19 protein-coding genes are annotated in these 20,055 nt (G+C 43.8%); 6 read left to right on the forward strand and 13 right to left on the reverse strand.

The annotated features are described in order from the left end of the window. Positions 1-132: 132 nt before the first annotated feature. Positions 133-2,358: a hypothetical protein gene (locus tag NYE72_RS23615; protein WP_036683896.1), complete on the reverse strand. Its 2,226-nt coding sequence runs from the start codon at positions 2,356-2,358 to the stop codon at positions 133-135. Positions 2,359-2,567: 209 nt separating this feature from the next. On the opposite strand from NYE72_RS23615, the gene NYE72_RS23620 reads away from it, so the two are divergent. Both NYE72_RS23620 and NYE72_RS23625 read left to right on the forward strand, forming a co-directional pair. Further along, the gene (locus NYE72_RS23620; protein WP_036683898.1) at positions 2,568-3,302 is read left to right on the forward strand and encodes an AzlC family ABC transporter permease; all 735 of its coding nucleotides are present in this window, start codon (positions 2,568-2,570) and stop codon (positions 3,300-3,302) included. After that, a complete protein-coding gene (locus NYE72_RS23625) occupies positions 3,293-3,619 on the forward strand; it encodes an AzlD domain-containing protein (RefSeq protein ID WP_036683900.1) in 327 nt (108 codons plus the stop codon). Before NYE72_RS23620 ends, NYE72_RS23625 begins: the two co-directional genes overlap by 10 nt. 343 nt (positions 3,620-3,962) lie before the next feature. Here NYE72_RS23625 and mtaB read toward each other — a convergent pair whose 3' ends face one another. The 7 genes from mtaB to NYE72_RS23660 form a co-directional block, all read right to left on the reverse strand. Continuing rightward, positions 3,963-5,306, reverse strand: coding sequence for a tRNA (N(6)-L-threonylcarbamoyladenosine(37)-C(2))-methylthiotransferase MtaB (gene mtaB, locus NYE72_RS23630; RefSeq protein ID WP_038572916.1), 1,344 nt, complete (start codon positions 5,304-5,306; stop codon positions 3,963-3,965). A 3-nt stretch (positions 5,307-5,309) separates the two neighbouring features. Then, complete coding sequence (locus tag NYE72_RS23635) at positions 5,310-6,074, reverse strand: RsmE family RNA methyltransferase (protein WP_076098522.1); 765 nt, start codon at positions 6,072-6,074, stop codon at positions 5,310-5,312. 179 nt (positions 6,075-6,253) lie between these two features. Then, positions 6,254-6,937: a site-2 protease family protein gene (locus NYE72_RS23640; RefSeq protein WP_036683904.1), complete on the reverse strand. Its 684-nt coding sequence runs from the start codon at positions 6,935-6,937 to the stop codon at positions 6,254-6,256. A 2-nt stretch (positions 6,938-6,939) separates the two neighbouring features. Next, complete coding sequence (gene prmA / locus NYE72_RS23645; RefSeq protein ID WP_076098521.1) at positions 6,940-7,992, reverse strand: 50S ribosomal protein L11 methyltransferase; 1,053 nt, start codon at positions 7,990-7,992, stop codon at positions 6,940-6,942. A 145-nt stretch (positions 7,993-8,137) separates the two neighbouring features. After that, positions 8,138-8,716 (reverse strand): DNA-3-methyladenine glycosylase I, encoded by a 579-nt coding sequence (locus NYE72_RS23650; RefSeq protein WP_038572920.1) that lies wholly within the window; start codon positions 8,714-8,716, stop codon positions 8,138-8,140. A 104-nt stretch (positions 8,717-8,820) separates the two neighbouring features. After that, entirely contained in the window at positions 8,821-10,497 is a 1,677-nt protein-coding gene (locus NYE72_RS23655) for a DUF4179 domain-containing protein (protein ID WP_339210565.1), read from the reverse strand. After that, positions 10,457-11,017: an RNA polymerase sigma factor gene (locus NYE72_RS23660; RefSeq protein ID WP_036683913.1), complete on the reverse strand. Its 561-nt coding sequence runs from the start codon at positions 11,015-11,017 to the stop codon at positions 10,457-10,459. The genes NYE72_RS23655 and NYE72_RS23660 overlap by 41 nt, the downstream gene beginning before the upstream one ends. 154 nt (positions 11,018-11,171) lie before the next feature. On the opposite strand from NYE72_RS23660, the gene NYE72_RS23665 reads away from it, so the two are divergent. The 3 genes from NYE72_RS23665 to NYE72_RS23675 are packed head-to-tail and all read left to right on the forward strand — an operon-like array spanning position 11,172 to position 11,751. Beyond that, complete coding sequence (locus NYE72_RS23665) at positions 11,172-11,348, forward strand: hypothetical protein (protein WP_155986568.1); 177 nt, start codon at positions 11,172-11,174, stop codon at positions 11,346-11,348. A gap of 5 nt (positions 11,349-11,353) precedes the next feature. Beyond that, complete coding sequence (locus NYE72_RS23670) at positions 11,354-11,626, forward strand: hypothetical protein (RefSeq protein ID WP_051491299.1); 273 nt, start codon at positions 11,354-11,356, stop codon at positions 11,624-11,626. Beyond that, on the forward strand, positions 11,623-11,751 hold the full coding sequence (locus NYE72_RS23675; protein WP_268748658.1) for a hypothetical protein: 129 nt from the start codon (positions 11,623-11,625) through the stop codon (positions 11,749-11,751). Before NYE72_RS23670 ends, NYE72_RS23675 begins: the two co-directional genes overlap by 4 nt. 87 nt (positions 11,752-11,838) lie before the next feature. Here NYE72_RS23675 and NYE72_RS23680 read toward each other — a convergent pair whose 3' ends face one another. From NYE72_RS23680 to NYE72_RS23700, 5 genes are all read right to left on the reverse strand, one after another. After that, positions 11,839-12,750, reverse strand: a complete 912-nt coding sequence (locus NYE72_RS23680; protein ID WP_076098520.1) for a methyl-accepting chemotaxis protein — start codon at positions 12,748-12,750, stop codon at positions 11,839-11,841. Positions 12,751-13,249: 499 nt separating this feature from the next. Beyond that, positions 13,250-13,402 (reverse strand): hypothetical protein, encoded by a 153-nt coding sequence (locus NYE72_RS23685; protein ID WP_155986569.1) that lies wholly within the window; start codon positions 13,400-13,402, stop codon positions 13,250-13,252. A 91-nt stretch (positions 13,403-13,493) separates the two neighbouring features. Continuing rightward, complete coding sequence (locus NYE72_RS23690; protein ID WP_036683921.1) at positions 13,494-13,865, reverse strand: hypothetical protein; 372 nt, start codon at positions 13,863-13,865, stop codon at positions 13,494-13,496. Positions 13,866-13,962: 97 nt separating this feature from the next. Then, a complete protein-coding gene (locus tag NYE72_RS23695) occupies positions 13,963-14,142 on the reverse strand; it encodes a YfhD family protein (RefSeq protein WP_036683923.1) in 180 nt (59 codons plus the stop codon). A 36-nt stretch (positions 14,143-14,178) separates the two neighbouring features. Further along, positions 14,179-14,538 carry a hypothetical protein gene (locus NYE72_RS23700; RefSeq protein ID WP_036683926.1) on the reverse strand — a complete coding sequence of 120 codons (360 nt, stop codon included), beginning with the start codon at positions 14,536-14,538 and terminating at the stop codon, positions 14,179-14,181. A 283-nt stretch (positions 14,539-14,821) separates the two neighbouring features. Here NYE72_RS23700 and NYE72_RS23705 point away from each other — a divergent pair, with 283 nt between their 5' ends. Then, entirely contained in the window at positions 14,822-19,378 is a 4,557-nt protein-coding gene (locus NYE72_RS23705) for a S8 family serine peptidase (RefSeq protein ID WP_036683929.1), read from the forward strand. Positions 19,379-20,055 lie beyond the last annotated feature (677 nt).

The following is a 20,055-nucleotide window of genomic DNA, read 5'->3' on the forward strand; positions in this document are numbered from 1 at the left end:
CATCTATTATGTTTTATGTGATTATACATCGGAATAGTCGGAATTACTATAGAATCCAAATAAAAAAATCTGCAAAGCAACATAATGTTGGCTTTGCAGATTCATATTTGATTATTCAGATCATATTTTCTATTACTTCACTGTCACTGATACCGTAACTGTCTTGCCGCCTAGCTTTCCTTTAATGGATGTCGTTCCTTTACTCACAGCTACAATCTGACCGCTAGCAGATACTCTCGCTACAGAAGGCTTGGAGCTGGTCCATACCGCACTTCCAGTAACAACAGCAGTCTTACCAGTATCATACTGTGCAGTCACGACTACATTCTGAACGGCTCCCGGAGCCATTTTCAGTCTGCTTTCATTAACGGTTAGCTTTGTCAGTTTAGGAACTACAGTAATTTTGACACTAGCAGCAATCCCTTGGTAAGATCCTGTCAGCGTAGCAGTACCTTCTGTTACTGCTTTAACGGATGTAGCTTTAACCGTAGCAACCGCCTCATTCGAGGACTGCCAATTCATACTGCTGGAGACATTCCCCGTTTTACCATTAGAATAATAAGCCGTTACCTTTATCGCTTTAGAGCCTTTAATGTTCATTTCGATAGCAGTAGGTTCTACAACAAGCTTAGTAACCTTTTGTTCAATGGTAACTGGGATACTGATGGTTTTATTGGCGTAAGTTCCCTTTAAAGTAGCAGAACCCTTCACCAGTCCTTTGATTACCTTACCGGAAGTTGTTGTCTTGATAATTGCATTCGTACCGGTAAGCTCCCATTCCATAGTTCCAGTAGCATCAAGTTCACTGCCGTTTTCCATCACAGCTTTCACTTCAGGAACAGCCTTCTCTTCACCAGTAACAATCACCAGATTTTCTTCTGGTCCAAGCAAGACAAGGACTTTATCTTTCACTGTAACCTTTACTTCAACACTTTTTTCTCTTACAGCTGTTTTTGAAGTCGTTGGGTTTTCTGATTTTATTTTACCGATAACCTTCACAATACCTGCCGATTCAGCTACAATTTTACCGTCTTTAATGGTGGCAATCTCATCATCCGCAGAGGTCCACTCGATATCACTGCTAAGATCTAGCTTTGTTCCGTCAAGCTTTGTACCGTTTACTTTTGGAAGGCTTACGGTGTCATCTGTGTAAAGCTCCAGTTCCGTCTTGTCGGCTTCCAGTTCTGTAATCGTAGGATAAACTGTCAGCTTAAAGCTTTTATTAATTCCTCTGTACTCTGCTTTAATAACCGAAGTTCCCACTGCTTTAGCAGTCACTGCCGCGGTATCGCTACCAGGCGTAACGGTTGCCGCCAATTGGTTATCCGAAGTCCATACTGCGCTGCCTGAAATATTCGGAGTAGAATTCGCAGCATCGCGAACCTCAGCCTTAACGTTCAGGGTTTCACCCATAAACAGGAATTGATCTCCTGTAGGAGTAAGTAGTAGCGCTTCATAAGGAGCACGTACATATACGTCTACAGTTTGTGTAATCCCCAGATAGGATACTGTAATTACAGCTTTACCAGCAGACAACACTTTGATCTCGCCTTTGTCTACTGTAGCTACACTAGCACTAGAAGAGGACCATTCCGCTTTCGCTGAAATATCATTTGCGCTGGATTTTGTAGTTTCTTTAGTCTCTGCAACCAATTTCAAAGGTGCATCTCCAACTAGCATCTCTAGTTCTTTAACGATTTTGTCGTCATGTTTAAGCTCAATTTCAGAATAAGGCAATTTCACTACAGCCTTAAAGGTTGCTGTTAAGGTCTTGTATTTGGCAGTGATCGTTGCTGTACCTTCACCAGCCAAAGTGATCTTACCTTCTGCAATGGTCAATACGCTTGTGTTGGAGCTGCTCCAAGTAGTATCAGCCGTTACATCCTTAGCAGAAGTCGCTGTTTCTCCACCAATCGCATTGGCTTTGACCAGCAGTTTATCCTCATCATCACCCAATTTGTAGTTCCCTTCAGAACTATATTCGAGCTTCAGTTCTTTAACAGGATGTGCTACCTCAACTTCAATGGTAGCAAGTGCATGATTATAAGTCGCTGTAATAATAGCTTTTCCACTGTCTATCGGAGTCAGCAGGCCATTTACTACCTTTACAGCGTTTGTGTTAGAAGAATTCCATACAACTGCACCTGTCACATCTCTTTTAGATGAGGACCCTTCCACATTCGCATATACCTTAAGTTGCTTTGGCGTTTGTCCAACCGTAAGCTCTACTTTAGCTGAGCTTTCGAATTCAATCGAGTTGATATCGCCGGTCGCTGCAAAGACACTTACCGGAAAAACCGCAGTAGCTAACAATATCATGATGAGGAGCATTTTCGTCATTTTCCTGTACACAGTCATTTGTTCTCTCCCTTAGGCTATAATGTCGTTCGGTGGTTTATCCCCACACTCTTTTACTTATATCGACAATTGTACCCTAAGTGTTTACCCCCTGGCTCTATAAAGCGAAATTCGGGACTTTCAGACTAGATAATACGGTAAAGGTTGATCAAAATATTAGGAAGTAATATGCTAACTACTAAATTCTTTCTTGAAACAAGGGGGCTACGATGAGTGCAGAGAACGTCCAACTAGAAGCAATCCCGTCTCCTAAACAGGAAGATAGCTTCCTTAAAGGGGTAAAAGATTGTATTCCCACACTACTAGGCTACTTAAGCATCGGACTTGCAGCAGGCGTTGTTCAAAAGACAGCCGGACTCAGCATTGCTGAGATTGCCTTAATCAGCTTGATTCTTTACGCGGGCTCCGCTCAGTTTATAGCTGCTGGAATGATAGCCGTTAGCAGCTCGCCTGCGGCCATTATCATTACGATATTTATCGTGAATCTTCGCCATATTTTGCTTAGTGCAGCTCTTTCTCCTTATTTCCGCCATCTTTCCCCACTGAGAAATATGCTGGTTGGTTCTTTATTGACTGATGAGACCTTTGGAGTTGCCATCAATCAAGCTTTGAATAAGCAGCAAATCAGTGAAAAATGGATGCACGGTCTAAATCTCACAGCATATTTAAATTGGTTTCTTGCGAATGTAGCGGGAGCTTTTTTAGCCCAGTGGATCTCAGACCCTGATCAATTCGGTTTGCAGTTTGCCTTACCTGCGATGTTTATTGGCATTCTTGTAATTTCCATGATTGACCGTAATAAAATCAAACTAGATTTGGTTGTCGCAATCCTTGCCGTAATCATAGCAGTAGGAAGCTCTTTCCTATTCTCCAGTAGTGTTGGAGTGATTATCGCTACAGTTATTGCGTCAACGATAGGGATGGTGTTTGAAAAATGGAAGTGAGATGGGATGTATTTCTGATCATTCTAGGAGCAGCTTTTGTGACCTTTATTCCCAGGGTGGTTCCGCTTATGATCCTTAGCCGGTTTGAATTGCCAGAATGGGGAATGCGCTGGTTAAATTATGTTCCTATCTCTGTTATGGCGGCATTAATAGGTCAGGAGATATTTTTGAATGATGGAAAATTTTCGTCTTTAGCTAATAACATTGAGCTTTTTGCGGCATTGCCTACTTTTTTGGTTGCGATAAAAACCCGGAGCTTGCTAGGCACTGTACTGGCGGGGATTGTTTCAATCATGATCCTACGGATGTTTTTTTGATCCACTTCTACGCGTATGAAGTCACTATCGGACCCAGTTGACCTTATTCGCAGCAATATCCCACTTTTGGAACACTAACGGACACCATTGTCGCTATTGTCATGAAAAACACCTATTATGAACCACTTTCTGAGGAATAGCTGCACTGGGGTCCGAAACTAAGCATAAAAGGCAAAAAAATTGCAAATAACGCCATCTGGGTCCGAAAGCATCAGGAGATTGTTATGAATTGGTGGTCTAGGCAGCAGCAACTAAAAAACAGAGCAGCCCTTCCCCATTAACGGGAAAATGACTGCTCTGTTTTCTTTTTACTAATATTTATTGCTTAACGGATATTTATTGCTTAACGAACAGCCTGCTGAAGCCCAGTCTGACTAACCCCGATCAACTCGCCGCGGCATTCGTTCACGCCAGCTTCCGTTATCTTCACCTGACAAAGTTCTCCTTGGAGTGAATCTTCACCATCGAAGAACACCTGCAAATAGTTGTCGCTAAACCCATGCTGGATATTGCGGCCCGGAGCCCCTTTTGCGGCTCTTTCCGGAATAACACTTAATGTCTGACCTACAAATTTACGAGCATAAGCTATTTGCATTTCTTCTGAAAGATCAATCAGTTCCTGCACGCGTACATTTTTGATTTCTTCGTCGATCTGATTCTCCATCCGCGCTGCTGGAGTGCCCGTCCGCTTGGAGTAAGGGAATACATGCATCTCAGAGTAATTAATAGCCTTCATGAAATCGTAGCCGGCACGGAACATTTCATCGGTCTCCCCCGGGAATCCAACGATAACATCCGTAGTAATCCCGACATCTGGCATCGCCTGACGGATCAGCTGCATTTTGGCGTAATATTCTTCTGTCGTATATTTACGGCGCATTGCTTTCAGCACATCATTATGTCCGGCTTGCAGCGGGATATGCAGATGACGGCACATTTTAGAGGAACGGTTCAGCACCTCCAGCAGCTTCTCATCGATCTGGCTGGCTTCGATAGAACTGATACGTACCCGCTCCAGTCCATCCACCTTATCTAGATCCCACAGCAAATCGGCTAGACGGTAATTATCAAGATCATCACCGTAACCACCGGTATGAATACCCGTGAGAACAAATTCTTTATACCCTGCTTCTACTAATTGATGCGCCTGGGTTACGATGCTTTTGGGATCACGGCTGCGGGAAAGTCCACGTGACCATGGAATGATGCAGAATGTGCAGAAGTTGTTGCAGCCATCCTGAATCTTCATAAAAGCACGCGTCCGATCCGCAAAGCCAGGTACATCCATCTCTTCGAATTCACGTGTCTTCATAATATTACGAACAGCGTTGACTGGCTGACGTGAGGCTTCAATGTTCTTCACATGCGTCATGATCTGATCGCGGTCCTGGTTACCAATAACAAGATCGACACCAGGAATATCCAGAATCTCACCAGGAGAGGTCTGTGCATAGCAGCCAGTAACCGCCACGATAGCCTCCGGATTGCGGCGAACGGCACGACGAATCATTTGACGGCTTTTTTTGTCACCTGTATTAGTTACAGTACAAGTATTAATCAGATATACATCGGCGGGTCCCTCGAAATCGACCTGCTCGTAACCTTCATTTTTGAATAGCTGCCAGATGGCTTCGGTGTCATAAAAATTCACTTTACAACCTAAAGTATAAAATGCTACGGATGGCATCTCTTAAGCTCCTCCCATTTCTCCAGATTCATATAAAATACAAGCAGCGGCAACCATGCCCGCTGTCTCACAGCGCAGAATACGCCGTCCTAGTCCTACGGAAACCGCACCAGCTTCTTCTGCCTTTTGGCATTCCTCTGGTGTAAAGCCCCCTTCAGGACCTACCACAATCAATACCTTCCCACCAGCCTGCGGTGAAAGCGAGGATAACCAAGGGGCAACACTGCTGCGAAGCTGCAAGCCTTCTTCTTTTTCATAACAGAAATAAATTGCATCATACTCACTAAAAGTCTGGAGCAGCTGCTTCCAGGATAACGGTGAGCCTACAGCCGGAACGATGTTCCGGTGTGCCTGCTCGGCAGCTTCTTTACAAATTTTACGCCAGCGGTCCAGCCGCTTACTTTCCTTGCGTTCATCGTATTGTACAATCGTGCGCTCCGACAGAAAAGGAATAAAACCAACGGCTCCAATTTCTGTGCACTTTTGAATGACAGTTTCCATCTTATCAGCCTTGGGTAAGCTCTGAGCCACTGTGATTTTTATCCGCGGTTCATGCGTCATCTCCAGGGTTTCCAGGATATTCACTGTCACTTCCCCAATTTCGATCTGAGCAATCTCCACTAACGCTTCACGGGAGACGCCATCGCTGACAATAAGCTTGTCCCCAGCCTTACCGCGCATCACTTTGGCAATATGCCTTGCATCTTCCCCGTCAATTCTAACGTTATCTGCACCAAACTGCTCCGGTGTAACAAAATATCGCTGCATCTCTTCATCATCCTGTTCATGAATTCAGTAAGAAGAAACGGTAAAGACGCCTTAATAAAGACGTCACCCGTTTCTTAGAGAAATATAACTATGGATCAGGCGAAATTTAACTATCCTATTTTTCAACAAATTACATAATACAATGTTTAAGCAGGGTTGACCAGACTTCAGTCCCTACCTTAGCTGCCAAACATTCTTAGGAATAGCTGCACAAATGTTCTCGACATTTCACTAGCCCAGTGGCCAAGAGGATCAATGGTATAGGTTCGTAACCCTGGAATAAACAGAATTAATAAAAAGATAAATACAGCCCATTGCTCAAATTGCTGTAATTTGCCCCGAATGGAGCGAGGAGCAATATCCTCCACAATCCGGTAGCCATCCAGCGGAGGCAATGGAATCAGATTGAACAAGAATAAAAAGAAGTTCCATTGAATAAAGGTGCCAAAGAACAGATACACTGCCTCTAAAACGCGATCATTGGAGATCGACTCTAATACACCGGTTGCCGCAAGCACCCCATATATTAAAGCACCAATAATCCCTAGTAACAGGTTACTGATTGGGCCCGCAGCAGACACAATGACTCCCATCAGACGGGGGCGGCTAAAGTTATCGCGGTTTACAGGAACCGGACGCGCCCACCCGAAACCAGCAACCAGCAGCAGTAAAATACCAAAAAAATCGAAGTGTACAGCAGGGTTAAGCGTCATGCGTCCTAATAATCTAGCCGTAGGGTCACCGAACTTATTTGCGAAATAAGCATGACTGAATTCATGTACTGTAAAAGCAATTAAAATCGTAATAAGCAGAAAAGGAAGCTGATCCAAATCTACACGTATTATACTTTGCAATATATCCATTTTTACCTCTTTCCGGCTGTAAATGCCACCCAATCTTCTTCACGGGATACTTCCATAATCTCAAAGCCGGACTCTTGTAGTGCGTTAGCCACAAGCCCTTCTTTATCCTTGTAAATACCAGAGGTAATATACAAGCCTCCTGGCTGAAGTGCACGATACACATCATCCGTAAACAATACGATGATTTCTGCCAAAATATTCGCAACTACAATCTTCACTGGGAGTGTAACGCCAAGACTATCCACTGTTACTTGCTCAGCAGGTGTTCCCTCAAGAGTGTGACCCGGTCTAGCGGATGGCCACATTTCTCCAGCAGCCGTGTCAGCTACACCTTCACCGCCTAGCAAGGAGAGCAGGTCGCTTTCTTTTACCGTAATGAACTTCTCAAGTTTGTTCAGTGCTACATTCTCGCGCGCACTTTCAACAGCTACAGGGTCCAAATCTAACGCCAGCACGGATTTCGCACCGAGCAGCATCGCACCTACAGCCAATATTCCTGAACCCGTACCAACATCGATTACTTCTTCGCCGCCGCTAATATTCTTCTCGAGCGCACGCAGGCACAAAGCTGTTGTAGGGTGAGTCCCTGTACCAAATGCCATACCAGGGTCCAGCTCAATGATTGCTTCATCTGGGCGCTCAGGCGTATATTCCTCCCAAGTTGGTTTAATCGTGAGACGCTCCGATACCCTGAGCGGTTTAAAATATTGCTTCCAAGCATGCGCCCATTCGTCTTCATCTACGGTTTTCCAAGAAATCAGCGATTTGCCCGGATCAATACCGTACTCACGCAATTCTGCTACCCGTGGAGTCAGTTCTTCTATAACAGCATCCATATCCGTGGAATCGGCATAATAACCTTTGATTACCGCTTCCCCTTCTGGGATATCATTCAAGGGTTGGTCGTATAATTCACCGTAACGCGTATTCCGCTCTTTACTGAGTGTTCCGGATTCTTCAATAGAAACCCCACCCGCTCCTGCTTCATATAAAAAATTCGAAATCATTTCTTGTGCTTCTTCTGTTGTATGTATCGTCACTTCATGCCATAACATCTTTATGTGATCCTCCTAAAGTTTTGTGAGCGTTAGCTTCATTGATTGACTTCGTGCAAAACTGGCTTCGTAAGCATAGACTTAGTTTTGTGAGCATTCGCTTCATAGTATAACATTTCTTCTTGGGGTAACGCCAAACTACAGATCAACGCTCTGCTATGCCCGTGCTGCTCCTGCAAAAGCAATCGAGCGAATGATCATCTACCATCCCCGATGCCTGCATAAAAGCATAACATATGGTAGAGCCGACAAACTTCATGCCTCGCTTTTTTAATGCTTTACTCATTGCGTCAGACTGAGCCGTCGAAGCAGGGACATCCGCACGTGTCTTCCAATGGTTAATCGAAGGTGCACCCCCCACAAAACTCCAGAGATAATCTGCAAAGCTGCCTGTTTCCGCACTAATTTGCAAATATACGCTTGCATTACGAATGATAGAATCAATCTTTAAGCGATTTCTAATAATCCCGGGATCGTTCATCAGCTCAGCAATTTTCGGCTCATCATAATGCACAATCTTTTCCGGATCAAATCCATCAAATACCTCTCTGTAATGTGCCCGCTTTTTTAAGACGGTGTACCAGCTTAATCCTGCCTGCATGCCTTCGAGCATAAGTAATTCAAACAGCTTCCGGTCATCATACAGAGGTTTACCCCACTCTTCATCATGGTATGCGATATATAAAGGATCCTCATTAACCCAAGCACAGCGAGTGATTTCCATCCTTTTCTCTCCTTTACGCTAATCCTCCCTGAGTCCACTCAGCATCTACTCACTGTAAACGAAAAAAAGGGAAGAACACAAGGTTCCTCCCTAAAAAAAATTTTCTATGGCCGCAGCTGCACTCTTGTTTCTTTATCCGGATCGTCAGTCGTATAGAAGAATATATAAATAGAAGCTTCTGTACCTTTGAAACCCTTGTAAACATCAATGGCCTTATTGTTTCCATCCCCCGTGAAATTAACGGTCAGAGGTTTACCTAAAATACGCTCTTTCCCCAGTCCGATATGGGTCTGGTTAATTCCACCGAAGCGAGCATCTTCACTTTCAGTCTCTACATAAAGATCGGCACCCTGCATATAGTACGTCCATTTTACCGGATAACCACTAAGCTGCTGGATAAGCGTCTGTTTCTTATCAGATATATTCGTCAACAGAAGTGGTGTTTTTTCGTCCTTGTTAATTTTATAGCTGCCGTGCTGAGTCACCTTGTATTTAGCAACAAAGGTAATTGGCGTCTCTTCTGTGATTTCAAGGTCAACTGGCCGCTCAAAACGAAGCACTGTTAATTCCGGCTCACCTTCTGGAGATCTCCAGAAATTGCCCTCCAGCGTCTTGCCTGCTACTTCAAGAGTAGACTTTTGATACGGGAAATTGTTGCCTTTCTCTTTACTTCTAATGGCGATTCGAATTTGAGTAGGCGTCACTACCATTTTCTCCAGCGTGTAATTAGGTTCGCCCTCTTCTAGCGGCAGATTCAATGAAGTATTTATGGTTCCGCTCTCCATCTGCTTTTTGCTTAATTGAAGATCAAAAGCTAGTGGCCCCTCAACCTTTTTCTCTTGTTTCATGTACTGCAGCTTGTAATTCACTTCTCCGCTGGAAATATCAGCCGCCTTAAAATATTGCTGGGACGTATATTCCCCGTTTTCTCCCGGTGTACCGAAAGCACCTCCTGCCAGCGAATTTATGAGCGTTCCGTTTTTGTAAGCGACTATATTTGGAAAGGCCCATTCTTTTGCTTCTGGCTGATCAAAAATGATCGCTGAAGAGAATAATATTTTTTCTTGTCCTTGGGTAAAAGGTTTCACCTCTATGCTGCGCATCCCTTCCTGTCCAATAGGAAACTTTTGTGTCTCCTGCGATTGGATATCCAGCGGTAAATCTAACTCCTGTGTGCTAAAGGCTTGCAGATTATCTGCAACTAGTTGCACATTCACAGTGTCCTTTTTCGGTGTCCAATCACTCTCGAAATATCCGTTGTAATGTTGATTTTTCTCATCCCATAACACATAACTGAACTCACTGGGACCATTCGCCCCATCTGCGCCCTTCAAAGTCATTCCTTTAACATTCCAATTTTCATTTTCCAAGCGTTTTCCTACATCCAAAGTGAATAAGATAACCGTCCGATTCTCATCCACAATCGCTGTATGTAGCTTCAGAGTTACTCCATCCTGTGTCACCGACTGGTTCAGTTGTTGTCCGAGATTTTGGGCCAGCGCTGATTGAACGCCTCCTCTCCCATGGAGCAAATTATCCCAATCATAATGCACTGCCGCATATACGGGTGCCGCTGCAATAAGTACTGAAAATGAAGCAACCACAGCTATTTTACTCCAGTTTCTCCTTCTGTTCCCGCTACCATTGGCCATACGAAGTTGTAGGGGAGTCATTGTACTGTTTTCTTGCTCTAAACGTCCCCACATGCGTTCAAAATCTGGATAAGGCACGCCTTTATCTTCATTTAAACGATGCTCCAGCATATTTTCTAACTTTTTCAAAAGCTTCGCCCTCCTTTAGTTCAATTTGAACCCCAGCCTCCTGCAGGATTCTCCTCATTACCGTTAGTCCTTTATGCAGCCTAGATTTGGTCGTTCCAAGTGGAATGGACAGCAGATCCGAAATTTCAGCCAGACTGAAATCATGCATATACCTAAGTGTGAGCACCATCCTAAGTTTGATAGGGACCTGGCTCATATATTGCGCCCACTCGACCTCCGTCTCACGCTGCTCAATCTGCTGCTCCACAGCTGTTTCTGCCGTTTTATTAAAGAAATGAAGGTTGTCCGTTATCTTCTGTTGCAAGGTTCGTTTTCGTTTCAAATGATTGAGGCAATGGTTGACCGTTATTTTCATAATCCAAGCCTTGATATGCTCCACGTGCTCACGATTACTGCGAAATACGGTAATAAAGACATCCTGAGTCAAATCCTCTGCATCCGCCGCGTCATGCACCATATAGTAGCAAGTCCGGTATACATCTTTATTGTAGGTTTCAAATAACTCCCGGTTACTCTCCAAATCTTGCGCCCTCCTTTCTTGACTGAGATATCTATATGACAACCAATCCTTGGAAAAGGTTCGTTTTTCTGAGCATAAACTATCGCTACTCTTAAAGACATAGGGAAAATCAAACGGGCTTAATAATCTGAATGAAGCAAATGGAGGAAGGACAATGACTCTTTTAACTACTGGTCCGATAGAAAACAATGTTAACTCAGAAAACAACACAAGACTTACACAACAGGTCACGGTCAAAATTGCTAATGGTAGCGGTCAGATTGCTTCCACAGTTCTGATCGAAGGCTACTACATGAATGAGAAAGAATTCAATATGTATGCGATCTGCTAGATGTGATGCCAAATCAAGTAATAACTAAAAATTATTTTGCGGATTTTGATACTTTCGAATTTTTTTTCACAACTGCTAGTTTGCCAGATCATCCAATTCAACTCTCATTTTGGGGTAAAGACAGTGCAGAAAGATTAGTAGCCCCGCATCGATTAGTTACAGCAGAATTACTTGGGTATGATGGGGCAACTGGCGCGACAGGCGCTACTGGGGTGATGGGGCTAAAGGTGGGACTGGCTCTGATGGGGCGATTGGGGACACGGGAGTTACTGGAGTGACGGGAGCTACGGGCGCGACTGGAGTCACTGGCACGACTGGTGCTTCTGGTAACACCGGAGTTAACGGAGTCATCATAAATCATAGATATATGATTCCTACCTTGATTGTTAACAAAATCGGATAATACCAACAATTAAAAGGGTCTATCTCTCGCAAGTAGGAGACCGACCCTTTTTTGCTGATATTCAATCTATCAACATACATACTGCTGCTAGAGAATATCCATAACTTCACGCGCTTGTGTGTCGAGATTTTGTGCAGATGAAGCAATCTTCGAAAAATCCTCCAACGCCACCAGAACCTGCTGCTGACTATCTTCTATATTTTCTTGCACTTGATTTGTACCTATAGAGATCTTTCCAATTTCCAGCGTGATCGCATCCACACTATCCCGTACCTTTATGATCGAATCTTGTACCATGGAAGATAACTTTCTTACTTCTTTTGCCACCACCTCAAAACCTCGGCCATACTCCCCGGCATGCGCTGCCTCAATAGCAGCATTTAGGGCTAATAATTGCGTTTGCGAAGCAATATCGCGAATCGTTTGCACGATGCTATGAATCGATACAGCCTGCTTCTCAAGATTAGCTAGAGTATGTGTATTTTCTATCGATACTTCGGCGATTTTGTTGATGCTTCGTAATAATTCTTGACTGCGCTCAATACCTAAATCTGCTCTTTGATTCAAGCTGTCTGCCATCTCTTGCATCCGTTGTACAACATTACTCATGTTGCTTTGTCTTTGGGTGATATTAGTTGCTATTTTAGATACTCCGATGACTTGTTCATTGCTTTCATCAAACACTGGCATGTAGGTGGCTTCAAGCCAAACCGCATTTCCTTTCGAATCCATTCGTTCGATCTTATCCTGAAAACTCTTCCCTGTAAAAAGATCCTGCCAAAACCGTTCGTAACCTGGGCTATCTGCGAAATGTGGAAAACAGAACTCTTTATGATGCATTCCGTACATTTCATCTTTTTTATATCCCATGGAATTTGCAAAAACCTCATTCACATAAGCAACTCGGCGATCAAGGTCAAACCGGATAATGGCTAAATTTCTTTCTAAAGATCTAACAACAAGCTCATCAGTAACTCCTTGAGAGTGTACCAGCCCCATTCTAATTCCCCCTGAAAAAATTCAATACTTGATTGGTCGTAGTTAGTATATTCGAACAATTATACATCCTTAATTTGTAGTGTGATATTAGCTATTTTACTTAAAATATTTATAACATCTGCAGACGTTAATATAATTGAAAATAATGATAATTAGGGAAAACTTCCCTAATGATGTGCAAGATTCGAAGGTTGATCTATCTTTTAGGGAAATACTCCACCAAAAACTCATGAAATCAGGCTTTTTCTATCTTTTCGAGCGTTTTTCAGGGAGGTTTTCCCTAATTAATCATTTTCCAACCTCAATCATGCCGAAAATTATATCCAATTCCAACAGAAATGCATCTACAGCTACGTCGACTATGAGACGCCCAAATTCTTCTTAGCGGTAGCCTTACTTATAAGCTAAAAGCTTGCCCTAATTTAGTTCATTTTTCTGATCTCATAACAAAAAAACCCAGCTGCAAATATCAGCTAGGGTTCAACTCTCAATTTCATTTTCAAATTCTATCATTCTCAATCCCATTACTAATTTCAATTTTCAGATTCCAACCACAAAGCACTACTTCAGTCGTTCCCTCATTACGAGCACGCAGCAAAATATGGCAGTTCATCCGAATCAAATGCACTCCAGCCAGGCTGCGGTGCAGCAAGCTACGTCTACCTTCGCTTCATGCAGCAGTTGTCTGCGACCTGTGCGAATATATTCCTTCTCCCATTGTACGTACAGTCAAAAGTATCTTATTAATTGGATTTATAATCTTTTATTTTAATCCCCAAAACCATATCCTTCTGATATGCGTCAGCTTGCTTCAAACCAATAATCCTTGGGTCTGAAGGGTAGTGACGTTCAAGATATAACAAAAATGCGTGATGAAACCTAATTTCGGCATCCAATTTATTCAGTTCGTTCGGATGATTCTCTAGTTCGGTTAATTCTGCTTCCCATCGATACAAATCGCTCGCCTCAGAGCGCTCCATACGAACCTTCTCTGTCAGCTCCCGCAACTCACGATAGGCCCGTTTTACTTTTGGAGAGTACAACTGCTTCTGGTTCAAATAGGTTAATAGTGCGATCAATAAGGCTAATCCTGTCCACAAAATAACGTTATCCATCTTCTCCCCCCACACTTAAGCTCTTCGCCCTAATTATACATGCCCAAACACAAAAATACCCCACAAAGTGAGGTATCCGCCTTAGCTTTTTTAGCTGCTATTCTTTCTTCATAATCTCATTCAGCTGACGTTTGTCCGCTTCTTGTGCGCGATCCTGAGCTTCAATATCATCAAGATCGGCTTCCGCCGCCGAGAATTCTACATCCTCCGCTTTAGCTTCATATAACATTTTCAATTTCTCCGTCTTGGAGAAGATTTGTGAGTTTTCTCTATCCATTGTTCGTCTCCTTTCTTATTATTAATGAAGTGCCGATCAGACCATCCCGCCTGCTTCTTCAATTAAGCGCAGAGCCTGATCGTAGGACTCCGTATGCACAATAACCGTAAGCAAAATATCTCTCCCCGTTGGACCTCCGTTACCACCATGACTCATTCCGCTAGAGCTGGTGTCCGCAGCTGCAAGTATGCCTGTGTGTGCGTGCTCAGCAGTCATGGAGTCCATTCTGGCCACATTGCCTGTCACCGGATTTACCCCTGAGCTAAAGCTGGTACCTCCATATCTACTGAAGCGATCAATGGAAACTTCAATGGCCCGAAGTGCACGAAGCTTGCGCGCGACGCCTTCGGCTTCCTCTGGACTTTTAAAATATGCCAAAATATATCTTTCCGACATCTTATCCCCGCTCTCGCTTGAAATTCAGACATCTGTTGCATTCATTTATATTGTCTTAATTTCACTTGTTTTATGCTCTGATTTTCTTATATTCCACTTATCTACTGGGAATTCGACATTTTCCTCAACGCTTCGCTGCAATATGGTACTAAAGTTGTATATTCGATTTGAAGTTATAGCTGTAGAATAAATTTAATTTTCATAATTTTTTACATTTTATATGGAGGAGGAGAACCACAGACACATTGTAATACAAAAAATTCATTTGGGAGGATGAACTTATTTGAAACGTACCTTTAAACACTCTATTCAAAGATTTGCTATTGGAGCGGCAAGCTTCGGTCTGGCTGTGTCTGTTCTTTTTCCATCAGCTGCATTTGCGAACTCATCCCTTGAATCTTCAACCCTGGTTACGGATGTACAGTCTCAAAGTGTGACCCCTCATAACTATGCTGGAGTACTCAAAGGTTCAGCACCAGTTTCAGTGATTGTGGAATTGACTAATAAACCAGTCAGTGTGTATGTAAATGAGGCAAAAACTTATTCTTTACGATCCTCAGTCTCCTCACAACGCAGTAAAATTATCTCAGAGCATAAAAGCTTTATTTCCTCAACACAGAAAATCGATGCAAATATCGGTTTTGAATACAGTGAGATTTTTAATGGGTATTCCATTACGCTGCCAGCCAATCAAGTAAACAAGCTGTTAGAGCTTCCAGGCGTTGCCGCTATTTATCCGAATGAAGAAGTACATGCGTTAGCAGACAGTGTTGAAGTAGCGACATTACCTGTTACACGTTCCTATTCAGACAGCGGCAAGCTAATAGGCGCGGACAAACTACATGATTTAGGTTACACAGGCAAAGATGTACAGGTAGCGGTTGTCGATACTGGTATTGATAAGAATCACCCTTTGTTAAAAGATAATTATAAGGGCGGCTATGATGTATATGATCAGGATGATGATCCGGCTGAAACAGCCCCTGATGCTAACTTCCCTCCAAGAGCAGGCACTCCTTACGAAACCTCGCATGGTACACACGTTGCCGGGACAATTTTAGATGTGGCACCTGAGGTAGAATTGTATGCGTATCGCGTACTTGGTCCCTATGGATCTGGTTCCACAGCGGATGTAATTGCGGGTATTGAGAAAGCGGTCGATGACGGAGCAGATGTTATTAACCTTTCTCTAGGCTCTAGTGTCAACCAAAGCTATTCCGCGAGTTCAATCGCGATAGACAATACCGTAAAATCGGGCGTGAATGTTATTGTTGCCGCCGGTAACGCTGGACCGGATGCAGGAACACTGGGCGAACCCGCTGGTGCCCAACTCGCGCTTAGTGTTGGAGCTTCTACTACTCCGATAAATACCCCTTTCTTTGATATTGGCGATGTTAAAAAGATTCCCGGGACATTAGCCAGTTACTCCCCAGATTTAATCGATAATATTGCTGGCAGTAAGATCGTTTTCGCTGGTCTTGGAAGTCCTTCCGATTACAAAAATCTGGATGTCAAAGATAAGGTAGTGCTTGTCGATCGGGGCTCGCTGAGCTTCTCAGACAAATCTCTTAATGCCAAAGCTGCTGGTGCGAAGCTTTTGCTGATTGCCAATAATGAGCCTGGTGAAATCAGCCCCACCCTTGGTGCGCCTGGGGATTACATTCCTACCTACGGAATCAGTCAAGCCGATGGCAAAAAAATAAAAACTCAGATGGCTGCGGCTAAAGATATAATCAGTTACTATATAGCGCTTGAAGTAAATCAGTTAGCAAACTTCAGTTCTATGGGTCCGGGGATGCCCGATTATCTAATAAAACCTGATGTTGTAGCGCCCGGAGTCAATATCAACTCGACGATCCCTAGCTGGGATGGGAACTATGACCAAGCTTTCGGCTTAAAAAATGGCACTAGCATGGCAACTCCACACGTTGTAGGAGCTGTGGCTTTGTTACTGAGTAAAAACTCTGATCTGAAGCCAAATGAAATTAAAGCCCTGCTGATGAACAATGCTGATCCTATTTTTAAACGTGATGGGAATTCTTACTCCTTGTACCAACAAGGTGCAGGTTTAATTAATCTGGAGAAGTCGATAAACGCTAAATCCATTGCTAAAGTCGGTGAGATCCTTAACAGCGGTCTTCCGGGTACTGTTGAAATCCCTTATTACACAGGTTCCTTATCCTTCGGCTTACAGCCAAAGGGTGTTACCGTAACGAAAGCTGTCTATGTAGAGGACTTTAAAGGGAATGGAGAAACATACACCCTTTCCACCAAATGGCTGACAGAAGCTCCTAATGATATTAGTATTGATTTTGCACCAAACAGTGTTATCTCAGGGGTAAATCAATATGCACAATTTACACTCAATGTATCTAAAATAGCAAAAGAGGGCGCATATGAAGGCATCCTGTTACTTACCTCTGATACAGAAACCCTTCGTCTGCCATTTAACGTTGTTGTAGGTGACCAATTTAATGTAGCACCTATTAATCAGCTTTCTTTTGAAAGTCCACAAATTTCACCTAATGGTGATGGTCGCTCAGACGACACCACCTTTACCTTTTCTGTTAATGAAGAGCTGGAAAGCATAAGTTTCGTTGCCTCTTCAAAAGATGCTCCTGCAACAGTTTTAGGTGAAGTTTATGCAATCGACGAGAAGATCTATCGTGGCGTATACGAAGTTCCAAATTGGGATGGAACATTAACAGACCTGGAGACCTCCGCCAAGTCTACTTTAGCAGATGGTCACTACTACATCATTCCCGTGCTTCCCAATGGGCAACTGCTCGAGAAACAAAAGGCCGAGTTCACAATTGATACCGAGAAGCCGCTAGTTTCCGGCATCACCATTGAGGAGTATGAACGTGAAGCGCCAACCGATCCTGGCGTGGCACAAATTAGTGGTTTTATTGATGATGACCTAATGGCCTATTATATTTCTAATACAAACCCTATTGGAAACTGGTTTACCGTATATGCCGAAGGCAAACATTATGATGGGAATGCTTATAAATTTGGCGGTGTGATTGCAAATAACGGTGCCTTTACCATTGATGTTCCTGTTAACGAGGGGCTAAATGAGTACAAAGTCCATGTGGTCGATAAAGTGGGGAATGGTGCAGACGACGATGATTACGTTCAGCGGCTGCTTTATAGCACAGGGGATGGTACTTTCACAGTAACTCCGGCTCTTTCTGCATCCACCATTGAAGTAGGACAATCTGTGACCGTTGATTTAGATTATTCCGTGACAGACGAGGTTTATGGCGTCTATGGGGCTTCATTCGGTGTCATATACGATAATTCCCTTGAAACACCGGTAATCCAGCCAAGCGTACAGCTGGTTACGTATCAAGAGGAGCATTTCTCTAGTGTTCCACTTACAGAATATTCACAAACGTATGACCTTGGAGACGGCCACAAACTGACACAATATAGTGTCAATCTGTCAGGAGGTGCTTATCACGGCTCTGGCTCACTAGCCCAAATAACCTTCGAACCAGCAACAGCAGGAGATTATTCCTTTGAGCTATATGATGTTCAGATTTGGAATGATGCCACAACATCAACTATCCCATCTGGTTTGAGAACAGTAAGTGTAACTGTTAGCACACCTGAAAAACCGACACCGACACCAACGCCAACACCGACACCGACACCATCAGCAACGCCATCAGCAACGCCAGACCCAACAGAAACGCCAACACCGACACCATCACCTACGTCTTCTCCATCTTCTGAGACCTATGTATCTACAGCAACCAGCACTCCCACTCCTGGACCTTCTTTGAAATCCGGGAAGCTAGTAGAGACAGCCGATCCAGCTGGTGGTAAACCTTCAACGGTGTTTAACATCTTAGATGCTGCATTAACAAATTCGATCCAGAATGCAAAAGATAAGACTTCTGTACTTGATCTTAGCGATGTGAATTTCAATAAGTATAGCCAAGTCGTTATTACTCTTACCCCGGCGCAAGCCGAACAGTTGAAGAAATCGGAGAATGCACTCAGCCTTAACGGTAGTGGGTTCAATGTTCTTATTCCAGCGGCAACCCTTCCGGATTTCATTAGCAGCAGTGGTTTGTTGCTTACGATAAGTCTGGCTGATGCTAGCGATACAGCAGTCTTATCAGGAAGCTCAGCTGCGATCAATATTGGTTCTTCCATTCTGACCATTAAAAATGGTTGGACAACCGGAAAGCCGATTACCCTTCAGCTTAATCTAAAAGACAGCAGTCTACGTGATGCTCGAAAAACTGCCGCCTATGCAGAAACAAAGGATCATAAGTGGTCCTATCTGCAACCTGGATCTTTCTCTAAAGAAGGTATTCTACAGTTTACAGTTACTGGCGACGGCTCTTATAGCGTTGCATTCCGTAATGTAAGCTTCAAGGATATCGGCACTCACTGGGCTAAAGGCGATATCGAAGTTCTTGCTGCTCATGGTATCATTGCCGGCAAAGGAACCGATGGCAGCTTCAAGCCTACTGACACCTTAAATCAAGCGGAGCTACTAACGCTCTTCGACCGTCTACTTGGAAAAGGTGACACTTGGAATACTCGTATCAAACAAAGTGGTTCACGTGATGTGCTGACTCGCGAAGAAGCAGCTCTTATCATTGCTGAAGCTCTAGGTGCTGATCTTACAGTAGCTAAGACTCCTTTGAGCTTTAAAGATGCCGACAACATCGCTGCAGAAGCACGTAACGCCGTAGCCTATGCGGTAAGCAAAGGTTATCTCAAGGGCGTTGGCGCGGACAACTTCAATCCACAAGGTATTCTGACTCGGGCACAGGCAGCAACGATTCTGAGCCGCGTGTTCGAGGACCTACGTTCTTAAACAGTATCTAGTTGAACTCTCAAAGAAAGCCCCAGCAGCCAGATGGCTGCTGGGGCTTTCTCGCTTTAGGTCACATCTGCGGCGCATACGAGGCAACTATCGGACACAGTTGCACTTAAATGCTGGATTATGCGACATTTGCCATGCTAACGGACCCCATAGTCGCTATTAGCACGAAAAACACCAAATATAAGCGCTTTTCTGGGCAATAGCTGCACTGGAGTCCGAAACTTCGCTCAAAAGGAGAAAAATGTGCAAATAGCGCCAACTGGGTCCGTATGCCTCCAGCGTCTTCTGGGTCCTATCCACTCAGATGATTATTCTCAGCGCTATCGGACACAGTTGCACTTAAACGCTGAATTATGCGACATTTGCCATACCAACGGACCTCATAGTCGCTATTAGCACGAAAAACATCAAATATGAGCGCTTTTCTGGACAATAGCTGCACTGGAGTCCGAAACTTCGCTCAAAAGGAGAAAAATGTGCAAATAGCGTCTGCTGAGTCCGCAAGCCTCCAGCGTCTTCTGGGTCCTATCCACTCAGATGATTATTCTCAGCGCTATCGGACACAGTTGCACTTAAACGCTGAATTATGCGACATTTGCCATACCAACGGACCTCATAGTCGCTATTAGCACGAAAAACACCAAATATGAGCGCTTTTCTGGGCAATA

Origin of the sequence: Paenibacillus sp. FSL L8-0333, assembly GCF_037965665.1 — a bacterium.
Taxonomy (GTDB): Bacteria; Bacillota; Bacilli; order Paenibacillales; family Paenibacillaceae; genus Paenibacillus_AQ; species Paenibacillus_AQ odorifer.

Bases quoted from the DNA above. Each gene is read 5' to 3' on its own strand.
- NYE72_RS23695 (WP_036683923.1), bottom strand. From the start codon at position 14,142: ATGGATAGAGAAAACTCACAAATCTTCTCCAAGACGGAGAAATTGAAA.
- NYE72_RS23700 (WP_036683926.1), bottom strand. From the start codon at position 14,538: ATGTCGGAAAGATATATTTTGGCATATTTTAAAAGTCCAGAGGAAGCC.
- NYE72_RS23615 (WP_036683896.1), bottom strand. From the start codon at position 2,358: ATGACTGTGTACAGGAAAATGACGAAAATGCTCCTCATCATGATATTG.
- NYE72_RS23640 (WP_036683904.1), bottom strand. From the start codon at position 6,937: ATGGATATATTGCAAAGTATAATACGTGTAGATTTGGATCAGCTTCCT.
- NYE72_RS23680 (WP_076098520.1), bottom strand. From the start codon at position 12,750: ATGGGGCTGGTACACTCTCAAGGAGTTACTGATGAGCTTGTTGTTAGA.
- NYE72_RS23670 (WP_051491299.1), top strand. From the start codon at position 11,354: ATGCCAAATCAAGTAATAACTAAAAATTATTTTGCGGATTTTGATACT.
- prmA (WP_076098521.1), bottom strand. From the start codon at position 7,992: ATGTTATGGCATGAAGTGACGATACATACAACAGAAGAAGCACAAGAA.
- NYE72_RS23625 (WP_036683900.1), top strand. From the start codon at position 3,293: ATGGAAGTGAGATGGGATGTATTTCTGATCATTCTAGGAGCAGCTTTT.
- NYE72_RS23665 (WP_155986568.1), top strand. From the start codon at position 11,172: ATGACTCTTTTAACTACTGGTCCGATAGAAAACAATGTTAACTCAGAA.
- NYE72_RS23650 (WP_038572920.1), bottom strand. From the start codon at position 8,716: ATGGAAATCACTCGCTGTGCTTGGGTTAATGAGGATCCTTTATATATC.
- NYE72_RS23620 (WP_036683898.1), top strand. From the start codon at position 2,568: ATGAGTGCAGAGAACGTCCAACTAGAAGCAATCCCGTCTCCTAAACAG.
- NYE72_RS23635 (WP_076098522.1), bottom strand. From the start codon at position 6,074: ATGCAGCGATATTTTGTTACACCGGAGCAGTTTGGTGCAGATAACGTT.
- NYE72_RS23690 (WP_036683921.1), bottom strand. From the start codon at position 13,865: ATGGATAACGTTATTTTGTGGACAGGATTAGCCTTATTGATCGCACTA.
- mtaB (WP_038572916.1), bottom strand. From the start codon at position 5,306: ATGCCATCCGTAGCATTTTATACTTTAGGTTGTAAAGTGAATTTTTAT.